This window comes from Cellulosimicrobium sp. BMG9.22, from assembly GCF_059159975.1.
In genome coordinates this window covers 1-20,276 of the sequence record NZ_JBZGBY010000010.1, presented here as the reverse complement: position 1 = coordinate 20,276, position 20,276 = coordinate 1, and the positions used below count along the sequence as shown (strand labels likewise).

19 protein-coding genes are annotated in these 20,276 nt (G+C 73.3%); 12 read left to right on the top strand and 7 right to left on the bottom strand.

The features are described 5' to 3' along the window. Positions 1 to 3 precede the first annotated feature (3 nt). Positions 4 to 1,752, top strand: a complete 1,749-nt coding sequence (locus AC4H2H_RS09095) for a DUF5719 family protein (RefSeq protein WP_494370486.1) — start codon at positions 4 to 6, stop codon at positions 1,750 to 1,752. A 46-nt stretch (positions 1,753 to 1,798) separates the two neighbouring features. Here the strand turns inward: AC4H2H_RS09095 and AC4H2H_RS09090 are convergent, their stop codons facing one another. Further along, complete coding sequence (locus AC4H2H_RS09090) at positions 1,799 to 2,377, bottom strand: metallopeptidase family protein (protein ID WP_494370485.1); 579 nt, start codon at positions 2,375 to 2,377, stop codon at positions 1,799 to 1,801. Positions 2,378 to 2,493: 116 nt separating this feature from the next. Between AC4H2H_RS09090 and AC4H2H_RS09085 the strand changes: the two genes are divergently transcribed. From AC4H2H_RS09085 to AC4H2H_RS09070, 4 genes are all read left to right on the top strand, one after another. Further along, on the top strand, positions 2,494 to 2,847 hold the full coding sequence (locus AC4H2H_RS09085; protein ID WP_047232115.1) for a DUF3499 domain-containing protein: 354 nt from the start codon (positions 2,494 to 2,496) through the stop codon (positions 2,845 to 2,847). 335 nt (positions 2,848 to 3,182) lie between these two features. After that, a complete protein-coding gene (locus AC4H2H_RS09080; protein WP_494370484.1) occupies positions 3,183 to 3,941 on the top strand; it encodes a hypothetical protein in 759 nt (252 codons plus the stop codon). Positions 3,942 to 4,052: 111 nt separating this feature from the next. Continuing rightward, on the top strand, positions 4,053 to 5,519 hold the full coding sequence (locus AC4H2H_RS09075) for a phosphomannomutase/phosphoglucomutase (protein ID WP_494370483.1): 1,467 nt from the start codon (positions 4,053 to 4,055) through the stop codon (positions 5,517 to 5,519). Continuing rightward, positions 5,516 to 5,704 (top strand): Trm112 family protein, encoded by a 189-nt coding sequence (locus AC4H2H_RS09070; protein WP_494370482.1) that lies wholly within the window; start codon positions 5,516 to 5,518, stop codon positions 5,702 to 5,704. Before AC4H2H_RS09075 ends, AC4H2H_RS09070 begins: the two co-directional genes overlap by 4 nt. Before the next feature lie 90 nt (positions 5,705 to 5,794). Here the strand turns inward: AC4H2H_RS09070 and AC4H2H_RS09065 are convergent, their stop codons facing one another. The 3 genes from AC4H2H_RS09065 to AC4H2H_RS09055 all read right to left on the bottom strand — a co-directional run bounded on the left by AC4H2H_RS09065 (position 5,795) and on the right by AC4H2H_RS09055 (position 8,989). Then, positions 5,795 to 6,727, bottom strand: coding sequence for a glycine betaine ABC transporter substrate-binding protein (locus AC4H2H_RS09065; RefSeq protein ID WP_494370481.1), 933 nt, complete (start codon positions 6,725 to 6,727; stop codon positions 5,795 to 5,797). Positions 6,728 to 6,788: 61 nt separating this feature from the next. Then, on the bottom strand, positions 6,789 to 7,658 hold the full coding sequence (locus AC4H2H_RS09060; RefSeq protein ID WP_494370480.1) for an ABC transporter permease: 870 nt from the start codon (positions 7,656 to 7,658) through the stop codon (positions 6,789 to 6,791). After that, on the bottom strand, positions 7,655 to 8,989 hold the full coding sequence (locus AC4H2H_RS09055) for a quaternary amine ABC transporter ATP-binding protein (protein WP_494370479.1): 1,335 nt from the start codon (positions 8,987 to 8,989) through the stop codon (positions 7,655 to 7,657). The genes AC4H2H_RS09060 and AC4H2H_RS09055 overlap by 4 nt, the downstream gene beginning before the upstream one ends. A gap of 561 nt (positions 8,990 to 9,550) precedes the next feature. Here AC4H2H_RS09055 and ahcY point away from each other — a divergent pair. The 6 genes from ahcY (at position 9,551) to AC4H2H_RS09025 (ending at position 16,663) form a co-directional block, all read left to right on the top strand. Beyond that, a complete protein-coding gene (ahcY, locus tag AC4H2H_RS09050; RefSeq protein WP_494370478.1) occupies positions 9,551 to 11,122 on the top strand; it encodes an adenosylhomocysteinase in 1,572 nt (523 codons plus the stop codon). Between the two features lie 35 nt (positions 11,123 to 11,157). Then, positions 11,158 to 11,748: a hypothetical protein gene (locus tag AC4H2H_RS09045; protein WP_494370477.1), complete on the top strand. Its 591-nt coding sequence runs from the start codon at positions 11,158 to 11,160 to the stop codon at positions 11,746 to 11,748. 39 nt (positions 11,749 to 11,787) lie between these two features. Then, positions 11,788 to 12,816: a hypothetical protein gene (locus AC4H2H_RS09040; RefSeq protein WP_494370476.1), complete on the top strand. Its 1,029-nt coding sequence runs from the start codon at positions 11,788 to 11,790 to the stop codon at positions 12,814 to 12,816. 76 nt (positions 12,817 to 12,892) lie between these two features. Then, positions 12,893 to 14,380, top strand: a complete 1,488-nt coding sequence (locus AC4H2H_RS09035) for a sensor histidine kinase (protein WP_494370475.1) — start codon at positions 12,893 to 12,895, stop codon at positions 14,378 to 14,380. A gap of 114 nt (positions 14,381 to 14,494) precedes the next feature. Further along, the gene (locus AC4H2H_RS09030; RefSeq protein ID WP_494370474.1) at positions 14,495 to 15,154 is read left to right on the top strand and encodes a response regulator transcription factor; all 660 of its coding nucleotides are present in this window, start codon (positions 14,495 to 14,497) and stop codon (positions 15,152 to 15,154) included. Positions 15,155 to 15,298: 144 nt separating this feature from the next. Further along, complete coding sequence (locus AC4H2H_RS09025) at positions 15,299 to 16,663, top strand: acyltransferase family protein (protein ID WP_494370473.1); 1,365 nt, start codon at positions 15,299 to 15,301, stop codon at positions 16,661 to 16,663. Positions 16,664 to 16,737: 74 nt separating this feature from the next. Here AC4H2H_RS09025 and AC4H2H_RS09020 read toward each other — a convergent pair whose 3' ends face one another. Then, positions 16,738 to 17,568: an RDD family protein gene (locus tag AC4H2H_RS09020; protein ID WP_494370472.1), complete on the bottom strand. Its 831-nt coding sequence runs from the start codon at positions 17,566 to 17,568 to the stop codon at positions 16,738 to 16,740. A 39-nt stretch (positions 17,569 to 17,607) separates the two neighbouring features. On the opposite strand from AC4H2H_RS09020, the gene AC4H2H_RS09015 reads away from it, so the two are divergent. Beyond that, positions 17,608 to 18,597, top strand: coding sequence for a stage II sporulation protein M (locus AC4H2H_RS09015; protein WP_494370471.1), 990 nt, complete (start codon positions 17,608 to 17,610; stop codon positions 18,595 to 18,597). A 71-nt stretch (positions 18,598 to 18,668) separates the two neighbouring features. Here the strand turns inward: AC4H2H_RS09015 and AC4H2H_RS09010 are convergent, their stop codons facing one another. Together AC4H2H_RS09010 and AC4H2H_RS09005 are read right to left on the bottom strand one after the other, a co-directional pair. Then, positions 18,669 to 19,910 carry a winged helix DNA-binding domain-containing protein gene (locus tag AC4H2H_RS09010; protein ID WP_494370470.1) on the bottom strand — a complete coding sequence of 414 codons (1,242 nt, stop codon included), beginning with the start codon at positions 19,908 to 19,910 and terminating at the stop codon, positions 18,669 to 18,671. Between the two features lie 7 nt (positions 19,911 to 19,917). Continuing rightward, the gene (locus tag AC4H2H_RS09005) at positions 19,918 to 20,040 is read right to left on the bottom strand and encodes a hypothetical protein (protein ID WP_494370469.1); all 123 of its coding nucleotides are present in this window, start codon (positions 20,038 to 20,040) and stop codon (positions 19,918 to 19,920) included. Between the last annotated feature and the right edge of the window lie 236 nt (positions 20,041 to 20,276).

The following is a 20,276-nucleotide window of genomic DNA, read 5'->3' as shown; positions in this document are numbered from 1 at the left end:
GCGGTGACGGAGAACGACGACAGCTGGACCGGCCAGGGGCCGGCACACGAGAGCGCGGTGCCGGCACGCCGGTCTGGCCGGGCACGGGCGGTGGTGCGCCGCGTGACGACGACGGGTGCCGGCCTGCTCGGCGTGCTCGCGGTCGGGGCCGTGGCGGCGTTCGCGACCACCGGTGCCGACCTCCTCCCGGAGCCCGCCGTCGCCGACCCGGTCGAGCGCGTGACCGTCGCCCCCGCGCAGGAGGTCTCGGTCTGTCCCGGTCCCGCGCGCCTCACCGACCCCGAGACCGTCGGCGACGCCCAGTTCGGACCCGCCCCGGTGGGCACCTCGAGCGGGCTGCGCGCGGCCGTGGCCGGCGACGGCGCCGGCGTGCTCGGCGCCCTCGACGGGAGCGAGCCGCGCGAGCTCGACCCGCCGGCTGACGGCGGTCTCGCGCTCACGACGGTCGACGACCCGACGGCGGGTGCGGTCTTCACCGTTCAGCCGGGCGCCGGCGACCCGCCCCGCGTCGCGGCGTCCGTCGGGTCGGTGACGACCGCGGGCGATCTCCGGGGTCTCGCCGCGGCGAGCTGTGGGCGGCCGGGCATCGACCAGTGGCTCGTCGGCGGGAGCACCGAGATCGGCAGCAGCGCCCAGCTCGTCCTGCAGAACCCGGGTTTGACCCCCGCGACCGTCCAGGTCTCCGTCTGGGGTCAGGGTGGCGAGGCGGTCCTCTCGGGCGGTGGGCAGCAGCTCGTCGGGCCGGGGGAGGAGGTCGTGACGCTCGTCGAGGCCGCGGCGCCGGAGCAGCAGCGGATGGTGGTCCACGTGGCAGCGTCGGGTGGCCTCGTCTCCGCGTACCTCCAGCACTCGACGCTCGACGGGCTCGTGCCGCTCGGGGTCGACCACGTGGTGCCCGGTGCGGCGCCGGCGCAGGACGTGGCGCTCGCGGGGATCGAGAGCGTGGGGGAGGCGGTCGACGACCCGCACGCGCCCCAGCTCCGGCTCCTCGCGCCCGGCGAGGACGCCGGGACCGCCCACGTGACCGTGTACGGCGAGGACGGGCCGGTGCCGCTGCGCGGCGTCGAGGACGTCGCCCTCACGCCCGGTGTGGTCACCGACGTCTCGCTCGGCGGGCTCCCCGCCGGCCGGTACGCGGTGGCCGTGCACGCGGACGTCACCGTGGTCGCCGGCGCGTCGTTCGACCGGCGTGGCGAGCCCGACCCCGACCTGCTGCACGAGGAACGTCAGTACGACCGCGCGTGGATCGCGGCCCAGCCGCTCGTGGCGGACCCGGAGGTCGACGGCGCTGCGGACGGCTCGCGGGCCGGGCAGGTCGCGCTCGTCCCGGGGACGTCGTCGACCCTCACGCTCGCCGCCTTGCCGACGTCGGGCGGAGACGGGGACGACCGTGACTCGGACGGCGAGTCGGACGATGAGGTCAGGCTCGACGTGCGGGTCTACGACGACGACGGCGCGCCGCTCGGGGAGAAGTCGGTGACCGTCGCGTCGGGCAGCACCCAGACGCTCGACCCCTCGGCGCTGCGCCCCGAGGGCTCCGACGCGCGACCCGCCGCGGTGACCGTCGACGTCGTCCGCTCGTCGGGCGGTGCGCAGCCCGTGTGGTCGCTCACCGCGAGCGCCGGCCCGCCCAGCGGGGACGAAGGGGACAAGACCCCCAGCCTCGTCTCGGTGCTGCTCCCCGTGACCGACGCCCCGGCTCCGCACGAGGTCGGCGTGCGGGCGTCCGGTACTGCGGGGCTCGGAGACTGACGTCCGGCGAGCGGGTCAGGGCCGGTGATCGGGTCAGCGGGTCGGGTCAGCGGTCGCCCGAGTAACGGGGGTCGATCTCCTCCGGCGAGCGTGCCAGGAGGTGCGCCACCTGCTCCACGACGACGTCGCGCACCAGGTCCTCCAGGTCCTCGGCGTCGAACGCGCGCGCCTCGACCGGCCGCCGGTACACGACGACCCGCGCCGGCTGGCCGGACTCCGCCGGGAAGCACCGCCCCAGCGGGACCGTTCCCTCCTCCCACGGCGCGGGGTCCGACGGCGGCACGTCCTCGACCGCGAACTCCGTCCCGCGCAGCTGCTTGGCCCACGAGCGCTCGACGCGTTCGATGACGTCGACGACGACGTCGTCGAACTTCTCCGCCCGCGTGCGGCTCGCGGGGGCCGACGGCGGGAGGAGCGGACCGCGGATCCCGCGCCCCCGCCGGTCACGGCGGCGCGGTACGGGCCCTTGCGCGCCCGGACCGGGGGCGCGCGCTGGGATGACGAGGTCGTCGAACGACGTCGTCGGCTCGACGGGAGCCGGACGGCGTGCCGGGCGGTCGCGCGACCGGCGACCCTTGCCGGCGGGCTCGGGCCGTGAACCGGGGAACGGAGGAAAGCCACGCACACGACGACTCTAGACGCACCCACCGTGCACGCCGCGCCAGAAGCCGGAGCCCTCCCCGCGCAGGTGGACGGCGTGTGGCGTCCTCGCGGGGCTCCCGGAAGGCGTAGGGTCGCCCCGTGAGATCCGTCAGGCAGTGCTCGCGCACGGCGTGCGTCCGTGCCGCCGTCGCGACCCTCACCTACGTGTACGCCGACTCGACGGCGGTCCTCGGCCCGCTCGCGCACCTCGCCGAGCCCCACAGCTACGACCTGTGCGCCGAGCACGCCGAGCGGCTCACCGCGCCGCGTGGCTGGGAGGTCGTGCGCCTGTCGCCGCAGTTCGTCGAAACCGGCCCGAGCGACGACGACCTGTCGGCGCTCGCGGACGCCGTGCGCGAGGCGGGCAAGGTCCGCACGGAGCCCGAGCCGCCCGACGTCACCGAGGTCGGCCGGCGCGGCCACCTGCGCGTGTTGCGCGCCGAGGGCGACTGATCACTACCGGGTAGGCGCTCGTCAACACGGGCGTAGGCGCGTCAACCCCAGGGCGACCAGCGCTCCGTCGCCTCAAAGCTCTCCGGACTGCTCGCGGTCGGAACGAACGCCGCGTGATGACCTTCGGAGCGTTGCCTTTCGCCAACACACGTCGGATGTCGTCAGCAGTTTTGCGGGCGCGACCGGGGGTCATACGGGACGAGCCCTGGCCGAGGGGTGAAACTCGGTCACGATCCCATCACAGGCGTTGACCGAAGGTGCTCTGTCGGTCACGCTCGCCGGTGGCGAGCGAGAATGGATCTCGCCGTCACGAGAGGCGAACGACCATGTCTTTGATGAAGCGGTTCGTGGCGACCGCGAGCACCCTCGCGGTCGCGGCCGGAGCTGTTGTTGCGGCGGCAGCGCCGGCGCAGGCGGTATGGCAGACCGACGGCTACTACCACGTGGGGTACAGCGGAGAGATCTGGTACTCGGACCCTGACTGGCAGGCGGCCTATCCACTCAGCTACAACGAGTGGGCCTCTGACGGATTCCCCAGCCCGAGCCCTGCCCCGACCGACTACGTGAAGTACCCGTGGTCGTCGACCATCAGCGCCGTGACTTTCTGGGGAACCGAACGGCACGAGTGGACGTGGGACCACGTCACCTATGACGAGTGGCGACGTGCGGGTAGTCCGGCGGCACGCTCAGCCGGTTGGGTCGCGGACTCGGCCTTCTACAAGTGGGGCACGGGGGACGAGCTGTTCGTGCAGGATGTCGGCGGGGTGAACCACAAGCTGACCTACGCAGAGTGGCGTGACTCCGGGTTCGAGCAGGTGGAGAACCTGCACAACGAGGGCTTCTACAAGTTGTCGTGGCACCCCGCGATCGTCTACATGTGGGACATCGCCGAGGGCTACGGGTACCCCATCGATTACGCCGAGTGGCGCGCGGAGGACTTCCCCACTCCGCAGAAGGTCCAGCGCATTCCTGGCGACGAGATCTACAAGTTCTCGTGGAGTCCGCAGATCTACTACTCGGGTCCCGGCTACGACGGCGTGATCACGTACGACCAGTGGCGCGCCATGGGGGCTCCCGCCCCGACCGTGTACTGAGCTCTCGGTGACTCGGCGCTGAGCCCCCGCAATGCCTGCCCTGCGGGGGCTCAGCCCTCGGGGCGAGTACGGTGACCACCCCTTCTGCGAATCGCGGATACCGTGGACGCCGTGAGCACCGACCTCTCCCACCTCATCAAGGCGTACGACGTCCGCGGCACCGTCCCGGACCAGCTGAACCCCGAGGTGGCGAAGGCCATCGGTGCGGCGTTCGCTCGGGCGGTGGTACTGCCCGAGGTGCCGACGGGCGAGGGGGCCGCGCGGGCGAGCGTCGTCGTCGGGCACGACATGCGCGACTCCGGGCCGGCGCTCGTGGACGCGTTCGCCACGGGCCTCGCCGAGGCGGGGATCGACGTCGTGCAGATCGGGCTGTGCTCGACCGACGGGCTGTACCACGCGTCGGGCGTCCTCGGCGTCCCGGGCGCGATGTTCACCGCGAGCCACAACCCGGCCGACTACAACGGGATCAAGCTGTGCCGCGCGGGCGCGCGGCCCGTCGGGCAGGACTCCGGTCTCGCCGCGGTCCGGACCCTCGCCGAGGGCTTCCTCGACGACGGACTGCCCGCCCCGGTCGACGCGCCCGGGACGGTCACCGACCGCGACATGCTCACCGACTACGCGGCGTTCCTGCGCTCGCTCGTCGACCTGTCGGGCATCCGGCCGCTCAAGGTCGTCGTCGACGCCGGCAACGGCATGGGCGGGTATACCGTCCCGGCGGTGCTCGGCACGGGTGCCGGGCTGCCGGCGCTGCCGCTCGACGTCGTGCCGCTGTACTTCGAGCTCGACGGCACGTTCCCGAACCACGAGGCCAACCCGCTCGACCCGAAGAACCTCGAGGACCTGCAGGCGGCGGTCGTCGAGCACGACGCCGACCTCGGGCTCGCGTTCGACGGCGACGCGGACCGCTGCTTCGTGATCGACGAGCACGGCGACCCGGTCTCGCCGTCGGCGATCACGGCGCTCGTCGGGCTGCGCGAGGTCGCGAAGGAGGTCGAGGCGGGCCGCACGCCGACGGTGATCCACAACCTCATCACGTCGCGCGCCGTCCCCGACTTCCTCGGGGCGGCGGGGGCACGGACCGTGCGCACGCGCGTGGGGCACTCGTTCATCAAGGCGCAGATGGCGGACAACGACGCCGTGTTCGGCGGCGAGCACAGCGCGCACTACTACTTCCGCGACTTCTTCTTCGCGGACACGGGCATGCTCGCGGCGATGCACGTGCTCGCGGCGCTCGGGACGCAGCCGCACCCGCTGTCGGCGCTCGGGGAGATGTACGAGCCGTACGTGGCCTCCGGTGAGATCAACTCGACCGTCGCCGACGTCCCGGCGGCCCGGGAGCGCGTCGTCGAGGCCTACGTGACGCAGCAGGGCGGCGGTCCGGTCGACGTCGACGAGCTCGACGGGCTGACCGTCTCGCACTGGGACTCCCACCCGCAGTGGTGGTTCAACCTGCGCGCGTCGAACACCGAGCCCCTGCTCCGCCTCAACGTCGAGGCGGCGGACGAGGACATCATGGAGAAGGTGCGCGACGACGTCCTGTCGCTCGTGCGCACGGCCGACGACGAGGAGCGAGCATGAGCCTGCAGATCGACCCCTGGGTGCGCGAGGCGCTGCGGTGCCCGGTGACAGGCGCGCGGCTCGTGGACGGCGTCGGGCCGTCCGGCGAGCCGGAGCTGCACTCCACGGACCCGGACCGCCCGCTGGCCTATCCGGTGCGCGACGGCATCCCCGTGCTGCTGGAGGACGACGCGCGCGAGCTCTGACCACGCGGCCCGGGCGTCACGGCCCGGCCCCCGCACGCACGAAGGCCGGCTCCCTTCGGGGAGCCGGCCTTCGCCGTCGGGCAGGGAGCGTCAGACGCCCGCGGCTGCCTTGAGGTCGTCGACGAACGTCGGGTTGGCCTCGAGCCACGCCTCGACGGCCGCTTCCTCGTCCGCGTACTCGTCGGAGTTGAACATCATGTTCTCGAGCGAGAACAGCTGCTCGTCGTCCAGCTCGAACGCGCCGACGAGCTTCGTCAGGGTCGGGTAGCGCTCCTCGAAGTCCGAGGCGCCCCAGATGTGGATCTCCTCGGCCTCGCCGAGCGCGCCCTCGGGGTCCTCGAGGTCGCGGACGGGGAACTCGTCGTACGCCCAGTGCGGCCGCCACAGCGTGACGGCGATGTTCTCACCGGCGGCGGTGGCGCCCTTGAGCTCCGCGAGCATCGCGGGCGTGGACGAGATGGAGTAGTCCATGCCCTCCAGGCCGTAGGTCGGGATGACCTCCTCCTGGGTGATCTTCGTGAGGCCGGCTCCCGCCTCGATACCGACGAGCTTGTTGCCGTACTCGTCGGACATCGTGGCGAGGTCCTCGATCGACTGCGCCGGGGAGTCCTCGTTCACCGCGATGGTGAGCTTGGCGTCGTCGTACCAGTGGCCGAGGTCGGTGACCTCGTCGCCGTACTCCTCCTCGTAGGAGGCGTGCGTGTAGGGCAGCCAGACGTCGAACGTGACGTCGAAGTCCCCACCGGCGAGGCCGGTGTAGATCACGCCGACGTCGGCCGTCTGCGACTCGACCTCGTAGCCCTCGGACTCGAGGATCGACGTCCACAGGTGCGAGACGGCGATGCCCTCGTCCCAGCCGGACGGGATGCCGATCGAGACCGCGGCCTCGTCCTCGCCGTTCATGGCGACCTCGTCGGAGCCGGAGTCGGAGCCGGACGCGCAGGCGGTCAGACCCAGCCCGAGGACTGCGGCCGTGGCGACGGCCGCCGTGCGGCGGCGTGCGGGGGTGCGTGCGGGGTTCATACGTTCCTTCCGTAGGTCCGCGCGGTCCCTCGTGGGGGCCGTGCGGGGGATGGTCGTGCGATCAGGCGCGGGTGGCGGCCAGGGCGCGGGAGACGGGCGCGCGGTCGCTCAGCGCGGAGGTCACGCGGTCGAGGTACATCGCGAGCACGACGACGGCGAGGCCGGCCTCGAAGCCGAGCGCGACGTCCACGCGCTGGAGCGCGGCGACGACGTCCTCACCCAGGCCGCCGGCGCCGACCATGCCGGCGATGACGACCATCGAGAGCGACAGCATGATGACCTGGTTGACGCCGGCCATGATGGTCGGCAGGGCCAGGGGGAGCTGGATCTGGCGCAGGATGCGCCCAGGGGTCGCGCCGAACGCGTGGCCGGCCTCGACCACCTCGGCGTCGACCTGGCGGATGCCGAGCTCGGTGAAGCGCACGCCGGGGGCGAGCGCGAACACGATCGTCGCGATGATCCCCGGGACGGGACCCGTGAGGAAGATGACGACCGTGGGGATGAGGTACACGAACGCCGGCATCGTCTGCATGAAGTCGAGGACCGGGCGCACGGTGCGGGAGACCTTGTCGTCGCGCGCCGCCCAGATCCCCAGCGGGATGGCGATCGCGAGGGTGATCACCGTGGCCACGAGGACCAGCGCGAGCGTCTCCATGGCGGCGGCCCACTGGCCGACACCGGCGATGACGACGAACCCGACGAGCGAGCCGAGGGCGAGCTTCCAGCCCTTCGCGAGGAGAGCGAGGGCGGCGAGCGCGAGCGCGACGACCCAGAACGGCGGACCGGTGAGGATCGTGTCGAGCACGTCGAACACGCCCTCGAGCAGGTCCTTGATCACGGCGAAGACCGGCCGGAACACGGCGGTGAGCCAGTCGACGAACGTCTCGACCCAGTCGCCGAGCGGGATGCGGGGGACGAGCGTGTCGGTCATCGCGCACCTCGGTCGGTCGTCGGTGTGGTCGGGACGGCGGTGCTCGGGTTGCCGAGGTCGATCTCGCCGGTGCGGGGCTGGTCGGCCGGCACCATGGCCTCGAGGAGGGTCACGCGGGGCACGACGCCGACGAGACGGCCCTGCTCGTCGGTGACCGCCACGGGGAGCGGGGACTCCGCGGCGGGCGCGAAGATCTCGGCGAGGGGGGTGTCCGGGGAGACCGGGGCGACGCCGTCGTGCACGACGTCCGTGATGGACTCCTTGCCGGCCTTGAGCGCGGCCACGGCGTCGTCGTCGCGCACCACGCCGTGCAGCACGCGCTGGCGGTCGACGACGTACGCGGCCGAGACCTGCGCCTCGCGCATGGTGCGGCTCGCCAGGCGCGGACCACCGGTCACCGGGACGACGACGGCGGGGCGCACCATGACGGACGACGCGGTGAGGACGCGGGTGCGGTCGACGTCGGCGACGAACTGCGCGACGTAGTCGTTCGCGGGGTCGGAGAGGATCTGCTCGGCGGTGCCGATCTGGACGATCCGGCCGTCGCGCATCACGGCGATGCGGTCGCCGAGGTGCATGGCCTCGTTGAGGTCGTGCGTGATGAAGACGATCGTCTTGCCGAGCCGCTGCTGCAGGTCGAGGAGCTGCTCCTGCATCTCGCGGCGGATGAGCGGGTCGAGCGCGCTGAACGCCTCGTCCATGAGCAGGACGTCGGTGTCGGCGGCGAGCGCGCGGGCGAGGCCGACGCGCTGGCGCATGCCGCCCGAGAGCTGTGAGGGCAGGGAGTCCTCCCAGCCGCCGAGGCCGGTGAGCTCGAGCGCCGTGCGGGCCTTCTCCCGCCGCTCGGCCTTGCCCATGCCCTGGATCTCGAGCGGGTAGGCGGCGTTGTCGAGCACCGTGCGGTGGGGGAGCAACGCGAAGTGCTGGAAGACCATGCTCACGCTGCTGCGGCGCAGGGCCCGCAGCTCCTTGGCGTCCGTGGCTGCGAGATCCGTGCCGTCGACGAGGACGTGCCCGGACGTCGGCTTCCACAGCCCGTTGAGCATGCGGATGAGCGTCGACTTGCCCGAGCCCGACAGTCCCATGACGACGAAGATCTCGCCGCGTCGGACGTCGAAGCTCGCGTCGATCACCGCGGCGGTGCCGAGCGGCTTGACGTCGTCGCGCGACGCGCCCTGCTCGAGCCGGCGGATCGCCTCGACCGGTCGGCGGCCGAAGACCTTGTAGACGTCGCGGACGGAGACGGCGACGTCGGTGGGTGGGGGTGTCGCCGGCGCGGACGGGTCGACCGTCGTGCCGGTGTCTGGCGGGGTGATGCTCGGTGCAGTCATGCGGGCGGGCTCGCCACCTTCCGTGGAGGACCGGCACGCCCCGCGCGAGGACGGCGCCAGAGGTGAGTCAGGCGGCGGCGTCTCGGGAGCGTGGCACGTGCCCGCGACCGCACGGCGCGGTCGCCGCCGCGGTGCGGGGCGGCGGCACGCTCGGCGCGCAGGGGACACATGCTGGTCCGATGTCAATCGGTACCCCGGCACCCTGCCTGATTCGAGGTTCAAATTCTACCGAGGGGTCTCGCTCCAGGGTGGTTTCCAGGTCGATCCTTGACCATGGATCGTTGCGACCGTGCGGATCCCGCACTCTCGCGGATCGTTACCTCTTTGTGATCTTGAGATGGTCAAGGATTCGTGTTACGCGCGCGCTCGCGCGCGCCGGACGATGCGGTCGCGTCGCGCGACCCGGGTGGGCTCGAAACCCGTCAGGCGCGGGACCCGTTCTCGGGCCGCGTCGTCGGTAGTCTGGTCCGGAGGCGGGCCGAGGTCCCGCTCGGCGCGGACGGGAGCCCCCAGCGCACGTCATCCGGCCGGCGGCCGGCCACGAGAACGCTCAGGAGAACCATGTCGACCACAGCGCCAGCAACGACGTCCGGTACCGCGGGAACGACCCCCGGCTTCGACGAGCTCCCGGGTCGGTACAAGGTCCGCGACCTGTCCCTCGCCGAGGCGGGCCGGCACCAGCTCCGCCTCGCCGAGCACGAGATGCCCGGTCTCATGGCGCTGCGCGCCGAGTACGGCGCCGCCCAGCCGCTCGCGGGCGCGCGCATCGCGGGGTCGCTGCACATGACCGTGCAGACGGCGGTCCTCATCGAGACCCTCGTCGCGCTCGGCGCCGAGGTCCGCTGGGCGAGCTGCAACATCTTCTCGACGCAGGACGAGGCGGCGGCAGCGGTGGCCGTCGGGCCGCACGGCACCCCGCAGGACCCCCAGGGCGTGCCCGTCTTCGCGTGGAAGGGCGAGAGCCTCGAGGAATACTGGGACTGCACCGAGCAGATCCTCGTGTGGCCGGGCGAGTCCGGTGGCCCGAACATGATCCTCGACGACGGCGGCGACGCGACGATGCTCGTCCACCTCGGCCTGCAGTACGAGCGCGCGGGCGTCGTGCCGCCGGACACGCTGCCCGGCGAGCCCGACCACACGCACGAGATGAACGTCGTGCGCGCCGTCCTGCGCCGCGCCCTCGACGCCGACCCCCTGCGCTGGACGACGATCGCCCAGTCGATCCAGGGCGTCACGGAGGAGACGACGACGGGCGTCCACCGCCTCTACCAGCTCGCCGAGGCGGGCGAGCTGCTGTTCCCCGCGATCAACGTCAACGACTCGGTGACCAAGTCGAAGTTCGACAACAAGTACGGCATCCGCCACTCGCTGCCCGACGGGATCAACCGTGCCACCGACGTCCTCATGGGCGGCAAGGTCGCCTTCGTCGCCGGCTACGGCGACGTGGGCAAGGGTGCGGCCGAGGCGTTCCGCGGCCAGGGCGCGCGCGTGATCGTCTCGGAGGTCGACCCGATCTGCGCGCTGCAGGCGGCCATGGACGGCTACCAGGTCGCCCGCATCGAGGACGTGCTGAGCGAGGCGGACTTCTTCATCACGACCACGGGCAACAAGGACGTGATCCGCGCCGAGCACATGGCGGCGATGAAGGACAAGGCCGTCGTGGGGAACATCGGCCACTTCGACAACGAGATCGACATCTCCGGCCTCGCAGGGCTGCCGGGTGTCACGCGCACGGAGATCAAGCCGCAGGTGCACGAGTGGACGTTCCCGGCAGGGCCGGGCACGGACGGTACCGAACGTCGTGCGCGGTCGATCATCGTCCTGTCGGAGGGCCGCCTGCTCAACCTCGGCAACGCCACGGGGCACCCGTCGTTCGTCATGAGCAACTCGTTCTCCAACCAGGTCATCGGCCAGATCGAGCTCTACCGGGACGCGCTCGACGCGGCGGGCGAGGGACGGGAGCGGGCGTACGCACGCCAGGTGTACCGCCTGCCCAAGGTGCTCGACGAGAAGGTCGCGCGCCTGCACCTCGACGCGCTCGGAGTCCGTCTCACCGAGCTCTCGCCGTCCCAGGCCGACTACCTGGGCGTCCCGGTCGAGGGTCCGTACAAGCCCGAGCACTACCGGTACTGACCGGGCGCCGAGCACCCCTGAGGTACGGACGGCGCATGGATCACTCGAACAGCCCTGTCGACCGTCCGGCTGCGGACGACCCGTCCGCGCCCGGACCGCCGGGCTCACCGGCAGCGCCGACCGGCTTCCGCCCCCTGTGGCACCGTGTGGGCGACCGCTGGGAGCGCGAGCCCCCGCACGACTTCCTGTACGGCGGGGTCGTCGCGGGGTTCGTCCTCGCGGTCTCGAGCGTGCACGCACCGTCGGGCGACCGGGTCGTGCTCGCGGTGGCCCTCGTCGCGGTCGGGTACTGGTTCGCGCACTGCTACGTCGACGCCGTGAGCGGGCGATTCCGCGACAGCGGCCACGGACTGTGGGAACGTACCCTCACGGCCATGCGACTCAACGTGGGGGTGCTGCTCGGTGCGGTTCCAGGGATCGTCGTCTATCTGCTCGCATACTGGCTCGGTCTGGGGGTCGAGGACGCCGCGCTCGTCGCGGTGTGGTTCACCGTGGTCATGCTCGGGCTGGTCGGCTACCTCGCGGCGTACCGCGCGGGGGCCCGCGGGCGACAGCTCCTGGGCGAGACGCTGCTCGCCACCGCGCTCGGAGGCGTGGCCATCGCCATCAAGTACCTCCTGCACTGAGGAGCGCGCGGCAGCGAGCCGGGCCGTCGGGTGCGTCGCATGAGCGAGGCCGAGGTCCGCCGTCGCGGCGTGCCGGGCTGGGCGCGGTGGACGGCGGGCGGCCTCCTGCTGCTGCTGAGCGGCGTGCTGGCCATCGGGGCGCTCGTCGCCCGGTACGCCGACGGGACGCTGCTCGACACGGAGCGGTACGTCGCGATCGTGCGCCCGCTCGCCGACGAGGAGTCCGTGCAGGCGCAGGTCGTCGACACCGTGACCGAGCAGGTGATGTCGCGCATCGACGTCGAGTCGCTGACCGCGAACGCCATCGACGGGCTCGCGGCGTCGATCGATCCCGAGGAGCGCCCCCTCCTCTCGGGCCAGGCGACGCAGCGCGCCGACGCCGCCGCGGCGGCGCTCGCCCCCCTGCTCTACGACCAGGTGGAGAAGCTCGTCCACGGGGTCGTCGAGCGCGTCGTGACGTCGCAGGCGTTCGCGGTCGTCTGGGAGAACGTCAACCGGACGGGCCACCGCGCGGTGGTCTACGTGGTCACGGGGGAGGGCGACGTCGTGCGGGCCTCCGAGGACGGCGTCGTGCGGCTCTCGCTCGGGCCGGTCGTCGACGAGGTCCGCACCGCGCTCCAGGACCGCGGGTTCTCCTTCGCGGAGCGCATCCCCGACCTCGACCCCCAGCTGACGCTCGGTCAGTTCCCCCAGGTCACGGTCGTGCAGACGGGCGTCGCGTGGCTCGGGCGGGCGGCGGCCTGGCTGCCGTGGATCGTCGTCGGCCTCGCCGCGCTGGCCGTGTGGGTCGTGCCGGCCCGACGGCGGGGCGTGGCCCTCGTCGCCGGGACCTGGACCGCCGCCGGGCTGCTGCTCGTCGGGGCCATCGCGTTCGGCCGGTCGAAGTACCTCGAGGCGCTCCCTCCCGCGGTCGCGGAGAACGCGACCGGCGTCGTCTACGACCGGCTGCTGGGACCCCTGCGGGTCGACGGCGTGTGGCTCGCCGTCGTCGGCGTCGTGCTCCTCGCGGCGGTGCTCCTGTGGCCGACCGTGCGCTCGGCGCTGCGCGGGCGCCCGGCCACGACGTGATCCGGGGGTTGTCCCCACCCTGACGAGGCGGACGCTACCCTGTCGGTCGCCGTGCCTTCTCGCAGAGACTGGCACCATGACAGCCGTGACCCCTGACCAGCCGACCGTCCTTCCCGCGGAGGAACCGCCGTCGTCGCACACTCCTGCATCGGCGCCCGCCGGAGCCACGGCTGCCGCGGGGCCGGCTCCGACGACCTCGACGACGTTCGCCGGGACCCGTCCCGACCCGCGGTTCGTCGACCACCGCGAGCAGGTCTCGTTCCTGCGCGCGCCGTTCGCGGGCCGGACGTGGCGCGAGTACGGCTATCTGTGGCTCGCGCTGCTGCTCGCGCCCTTCGGGTTCGCCTACGCGGTCTTCACGGTGTCGTTCACGGCCGGGATCCTCGCGACGGTCGTCGGGCTCGTCGCGGCGGCCTGGGTCGTGCTCGGCGGGCGCGGCTGGGGCTCGATGTACCGGGCGATGGCGCGCTCGATGCTCGCCGTCGACGTCGCGGCCCCGGCGCCCTACGTGCGGCCGCGCGGATTCTGGCGCACGACGTGGAGCGGTCTCGGTGACGGCCCGGGGTGGCGCGCGCTCCTCTTCCTCTTCGTCGCGCTGCCGCTCGCGATCGTCTCGTTCGTCGTCAGCACGGTGTTTCTCTCGGTCGGCCTCGGTGCGATGACGCACTGGATCTGGTCGCGCTGGCTGCCGCTCCAGCAGGCGAGCGACGGGTCGTGGCACCGCGGCGCCTCGTTCGGGACCGACTGGTTTGTGGACACCCCCGTGCGCCAGCTCGGGTTCGTGCTCGTCGGCATGCTCTTCCTGTGGATCTGGCCGCACGTCACGCGCGCGTTCGCGCACCTGTACCGCGTGCTCACCGTGGCGCTGCTCGGCCCGACGCTCTCGAGCCTGCGCGTCGCCGACCTCGAGGAGTCGCGCGGCCGCACGGTCGAGGACGCCGACGCGAAGCTCCGCCGCATCGAGCGCGACCTGCACGACGGCACCCAGGCCCGGCTCGTCGCGGTCGCGATGCAGCTCGGGGAGGCGAAGGAGCAGCTCGCGACGGGCGAGCAGCGTGACGCGCTGGAGCTCGTCGACCTCGCGCACTCGTCGACCAAGGAGGCGCTCGTCGAGCTGCGCGAGCTCGCCCGGGGCATCCACCCGCCCGCGCTCGACAACGGGCTCGCCGTCGCGCTCGAGACCCTCGCAGCGCGCTCGCCGCTGCCGGTGACGGTCGACGTCGACCCTGCGGTCGAGGCCTCCGGACGCCTCGCGCCCGCGGTCGAGTCGATCGCGTACTTCTGCGTCGCGGAGCTCGTGACGAACGCCGTCAAGCATGCGCGCGCCACGGGGGTGTACGTGCTCCTCGAGCGGCAGGGGACCGGGCGGGGCACGCGCCTGCGCCTGCGTGTGCGCGACGACGGGCAGGGCGGCGCTCGGGTCGTGCAGCCCGGCTCGGACGGCCACCGGTCCGGCCTCGCAGGACTCACCGAGCGCGTGCGCTCGGTCGACGGCTCGTTCGAGCTCACGAGCCCCGTCGGCGGCCCGACCGTCGTCACGGTGCTCCTGCCCGTCCGGGTCTGACTGGGGCGACATCGCTGCGACGCTCCGGTGCCCGACGCCCGGCGGCCGTCGTCGGGCAGGATGGCCCGTGGCACCCACGACCGGGCCGCACGGCCCGCCGACCGGAAGGACACCATGCGGCTCGCCATCGCCGAGGACTCCGTCATCCTGCGCGACGGGCTCGTCGCGCTCGTCACGCGCCGCGGGCACGAGGTCGTCGCCGCGGTCGGCGACGGCGACGAGCTCGTCGCGCAGGTCACGCGGCTCGCGGCCACGGACGCGCTGCCCGACGTCGCGGTGGTCGACATCCGGATGCCCCCGACGTTCACGGACGAGGGCCTGCAGGCCGCGCTGACGCTGCGTGCCGCCCATCCGGAGCTCGGGGTCCTGCTGTTCTCGCAGTACGTCGAGACGCGCTTCGCGAGCGAGCTGCTGACGGGCGGCGCGCGCGGCGTCGGGTACCTGCTCAAGGACCGCGTCGCGGACGTGAGCGAGTTCGTCGACGCGCTCACCCGCATCGCGGCAGGCCAGACCGTGCTCGACCCCGAGGTCGTGAGCCAGCTCATGGGCGCGTCGCGGTCCGACGACGGCCTCGCGCGCCTCACGCCCCGCGAGACCGAGGTGCTCGAGCTCATGGCGCAGGGCCGGTCCAACTCCGCCATCGCGGAGGCGCTGTTCCTCTCGTACGGCGCGGTCGAGAAGAACGTGACGTCGATCTTCGGCAAGCTCGGCCTTCCCCAGGACGCCGGCGACCACCGCCGCGTGCTCGCGGTGCTGCGCTACCTCAAGGTCTGAGCCCGCCCCGGGGGACAACCCCCGGCGCGTTCGGTGGTCCGTCGCCGCGGGGTCGGAGGACGGTCCCGTACCGGGACGAACGGGATGTTTCGAGACTGGTGAGTGCCGGGGATCCTCCCGGCGCCGCCGACCGAGGAGCATCCCGTGGCCGTCCTGACGCCGCCTCCGACCCGCCCGTCGTCGCCCGCGCGACCGCACCGTCTCCGGGGCGGGGCACTCCCGGGGAAGCACCGGCCGCCGTCGGACCGGTCGCCCGCCGCGGTGCGCGAGCCCGCCGCGTCGCGCCGTCCCCCGCGCGACGTGTTCGTCGACGCCGTACGCGCGCTCGCCACGCTGAGCGTGCTCACGGTCCACTGGCTCATGGCGGACGCGACGTGGGACGGCGAGCGGCTGCAGATCGGCAACGCGCTCGCGCACGGCGGCGGCTGGGCCGTCACCTGGGTGCTGCAGGTCCTCGCGCTGCTGTTCTTCGCGGCCGGCGCATCGGCGGCCTACGGTCTCGCCCGTCGTCCCGACGACGCCCGCACGGCCGGGCGCTCCGGTCCCGGGCGAGCGCTGGGTCGCCGGGGCGTCGGCGCCGACCTCGCCGACGGGGTGCGGCTCGCCGGGCGTCGCGTGTTGCGGCTGCTGCGTCCCGTCGGGATCTTCGTGGGGGCGTGGGTCGTCGCCGTCGGCGTCCTGCTCGCCGTCGGGCTGCCCGCCGGCGCCGTGCGCTCCCTCGCGACGCTCGCCCCCCAGCTCCTGTGGTTCCTCGCCGTGTACCTCGGTCTCGTCGTGCTCACCCCGCTCCTGCGCCGCGCGCTGCACGCCGCGGGCTGGTGGACCGTCGGAGGGCTCGTCGTCGCGCCGCTCACGGTGGAGGCGCTGCGGTTCGGGGCCGGGCTGGAGCGACTCGCGCTGGTGAACGTCGTGCTCGTGTGGGTCGTCCCGTACGCGATCGGGCTGATCTACGCCGACGTGCGGTCCGGGGTGCGGGTCGTGCGTGGGGGCCGCGTCGTCCCGGTCGCCGTCCTGCCTCGACCGGGAGCGCTGACGGTCGTCGGACTCGCCGCCGCGGCGCTCGCGGCGCTGCTCGTCGCCGTCGGCCCGTACCCCGTCTCGCTCATCGGCATGCCGGGTGACCCGATGTCGAACCTCGGGCCCCCGACGGCGCCCGTCGTCCTGCACGCGGTCGCGCTCGTCGCGCTGGCGCTCGCCCTGCGTGCGCCGCTCGCACGGTGGGCCGAGGGCCGCGGCCGGGCCGTCGTGGCGGGACTCGCCGCGCGGTCGATGACGGTGTACCTGTGGCACCTGACGGCGATGATCGTCGTCGTCGGGGTCGTGCTCGTCGGGCTCGGTCAGCAGCTGCCGGCGCCGGGCAGCGCGGACTGGTGGGCGAGCCGCCCGGTGTGGTTCGGCGCGTTCGCGCTCGTCCTGCTGGGTATCTCGCGCGTCGTCGGCCGCTTCGAGGACGCACCACCCTCACCACCTGTCAGCACCTCACAGGTCTCAGGGTCCGCCGGGCGCTGACAACTCCGGGGACCTGAGAGCTGTCAGCAGTGGACGGACCTTCGGTGCCCTGGAGCGCTGACAACTCGGGGGGATCAGCGCGAGGGGTCGGGCACCGAGTAGGGCAGGCGGTGCAGGAGCGCCGCCTGCTCGTGCGCGGCGGCCTCCATGCGCTGGGCCGTGGCCCGGTCGCGGTCGCGCCGCTCGGCGAGCACGGCCGCGAGGAACATCTCCGGGTGCGTGCCGGGCGGCGGGCCGGGCGCGACGAACCGCTCGACCTGCCCCGCGAGCTCCTGCCCGAGGCGCGTGCGCGAGGCGGGGTGCAGCCGCCCGGCGCGGGAGAGGAACTGACGGGCGGCGAGCGCGAGCCCGTCGGGGAGCCGGCGCATGTCGGCGCGCGACGCCCAGGCCGCGAGGTACGGCGGCATGACGAGCGGTGCGAGCGTCGCCTTCCCGCCGCGCACGCGGATCGCGTACGTGCCGGCGGCCATGTCGCCGAGCCGCTTGCCCCGGTCGTTCGTCAGCGACGCGATGAGCGCGACGGAGCCGAGCGTCAGCCAGATCTCGCCCACACCCACCAGCGCGCGCAGGAAGGCGTGGCGGAAGCGGACCGGGCCGCCGTCGTCGCGCACGACCCTGATGCCGAGGGCGAGCTTGCCGAGCGAGCGTCCACGGGAGAGCGTCTCGACGGTGGTCGGGACGACGACCATGACGAGCACGGCGATCGCGATGCCGACCGCGGGGGCGAGGTCGGGGTCGATCACGTCGAGCGACCGCGCGGTGACGAGGAGCGTCGCGAGCAGCAGGACGAAGATCGCGAGCATGTCGAGGAACACGCCCAGGCCGCGCGTGAGGAACGATGCCGGTCGCGCGTCGAGGACCACGCCCTCGCCGATCAGGATGCCGTCACGCAACGTGCTCTCCACCGTTCTCGTCGGTTCTCGTCCTGTGGCAGGGTATCGGTCGTGGACCTCGACGCCTTCACCGACGTGCACCGCGCGCAGTGGGACCGCCTGGAGACCCTCACCCGGCGGCGCACGCTCGACGGCGCCGAGGCGGACGAGCTCGTGCGGCTCTACCAGGCCGTCGCGACCCACCTGTCGACGGTCCGGTCCGTCGCACCCGACCCGGTGCTCATCACGCGCCTGTCCGACCTGCTGGGCCGGGCGCGCACCCGCATCGCCGGGGCGCACGAGCCCGCGTGGCGCGACGTCGTGCGGTTCGTCACGGTGTCCCTGCCCGCCGCGCTGTACCGGATCCGGTGGTGGTCGGTCGGCGTGACGACGGCGTGCCTCGTGATCGCGCTGGTCGCCGGAGTGTGGGTCGCGACGACGCCCGAGGGGCTCGCGTCGATGGGCCCGCCGAGCGAGCGTGAGAACTATGTGAACCATGCGTTCGCGTCCTACTACGAACCCGGGCTGGACTTCGCCACCGTCGTGTGGACGAACAACGCGCTCATCGCGGCGCAGTGTGTCGGCCTCGGCATCACGGGCATCTACCCCGCCTACGTGCTGTTCTCCAACGCCGTCAACATTGGAGCGACGGGCGGCATGATGGCCGCATACGGCGAGCTCGACCTGTTCCTCACGCTCATCGCGCCGCACGGTCTGCTCGAGCTCATGTCCATCTTTGTCGCCGGCGCCGCCGGGCTGCGCATCTTCTGGGCCTGGATCGACCCCGGTCCCCTGCCTCGCTCGCGCGCGCTCGCGCAGGAGGGCCGCGCGCTCGTCACGGTCGCGATCGGCCTCGCCATCGCGCTCGCTGTGTCCGGCGTGATCGAGGGCTTCGTCACCGGCTCGACCATGCCGTGGTGGCTCAAGATCGTCATCGGCGCTCTCGCGCTCGCCGGCTTCTGGGTCTACACGATCGTCCTCGGGCGCCGCGCCGTGCGTGCCGGGGAGACGGGCGACCTCACCGCCGACCATGCGGGCGACGTGGCCCCGGTCGCTGCCTGACACCGCTCCGTCGGACGACGCACTCCGGGACTCGTCGCACCCGCGGGGGTTTCCGCTCCTGCGGCCCTTCCTCAGCCCTGCACCACGACGCGCGCTCGCGCGTGCGGCCACGCGCACTGCACCCACTCCTCCGCCCGCGCGACGAGCGCGCCGCGCACGTCCGGGTCGCGCAGGCGGTCGGCAGGCGACGGAGCGCCGGTCTCGGCGCTCGCCGGTGACCCGCGCAGGAGGCGCACCTCGACGTGCACGACGGCGGCACCTCCGTCCTCGCCCGACGACGTCGCCGTGCCGTCGAGCCGGGCCGTCCACGCTCCGGCCACGCGCCCGTCGACGAGCGCAGTGGCCGCGACCTGGCCGTTGATGCTCACGACGCTCTTCACCGGGACGTCACCGAGGATCCTGGTGCGGTCGTCGTGGGACAGCACGAGGTTGTCGAAGTCCCCGGCGAGGATGACGGGTACGGGAGAGTCGCCGGGCGGTCGTGGTGCGTCCGGGAGGTCGAACAGCTCCTTGCCGTCCGGGCCGGTGAACGTCACGAGCTCGGGGCGCAGGACGTCGACGGCGGCCTTGAACCGCGTGAGCCCCGCCCAGCGCTGCGCGTCCGCGACCGACGCCGGCCCGAACGCGGCCAGGTAGCGCCGCACGAGGCGCACGCGCGCCGCGAGGACGGCCTCGGGGTCCGTGGCGTGCGCGACCGCCTCCGCACCGGGGTCGGACCGCCCGAGCCAGGCCTGCGCCGTCGTCCACGTGGTGGTGGTGCCCGGTCCGTTCGCGCCCCACAGCCCGCGCGGCGGCACCTGGACGAGAGGCAGGAGGCAGCGCGCGCCGTACGCGAGGTGCTTGGGGTCGACGCCCTCCCAGCGCTCCGCGAGGCGGCGACCGAGCTCCACGGAGGTGAGCGGCTCGGCGAGCAGGTCGCGCGCGGCGCGCTCCAGCTCGTCGAGGTCGACGTCGGCCAGCGCGGCGCCGTGCTGGTTCTTCGCGCGCAGGTAGCCGGCCAGCGCTGGCCGCACGAGTGCCGCGTGCTCGAGCGCGTCCTCCGCCGCGACGAGGTGCACCGTGCCCCGCAGCGTGGCGATCCGCACGACGTCACGTTCGACGAGCAGCGTGCCCAGGTCGTCCGTCGCGAACGTCGCGAGCCGCGCCCACAGCGCGGGGTACGGCGACGACGGCACCTGCGACTGCAGCCCGACGAGGTGTCGCACCTCGTCGAGGACCGTCGCGTCCCGCGGCACGTCGAGGTGCTGGCGCGAGAGCAGAGCACGTTTGAGGTCGTCGTGGCTCAACCGCGGCCCGAATCGCTCGGCGCTCATCGGCCCGTCAGGACAGGACGATCGCGAGCGCCGGGATCAGGAACGTCGCGAGGAGCGCCGCGACGACGATCATCGCGACGCGACGGTTGCGGCGCTGTCGCTGTCGCGGGTCGGTCGGCTGCCAGGCCACGGGGAACTCCTGAGGGTCGAAGAACGTGCGGCCCGACCCTACCCCGCGCTCCCGACACACGGCGGGCGTGGGCGGTTCGTGGCCGGGTCCGCGCGGTGCGCGGGCTCGGTCGGGCGGTTCGTGGTCGGGTCCGCGTGCGGGCCGGCGTCGGTGCTCGGGCTCGGTCGGGCGTGCTGTGGTCGGGTCCGCGGGCGGGGCGGCGCCGGTGCTCGGGCTGTCCGCGCCGTCACCGTGGT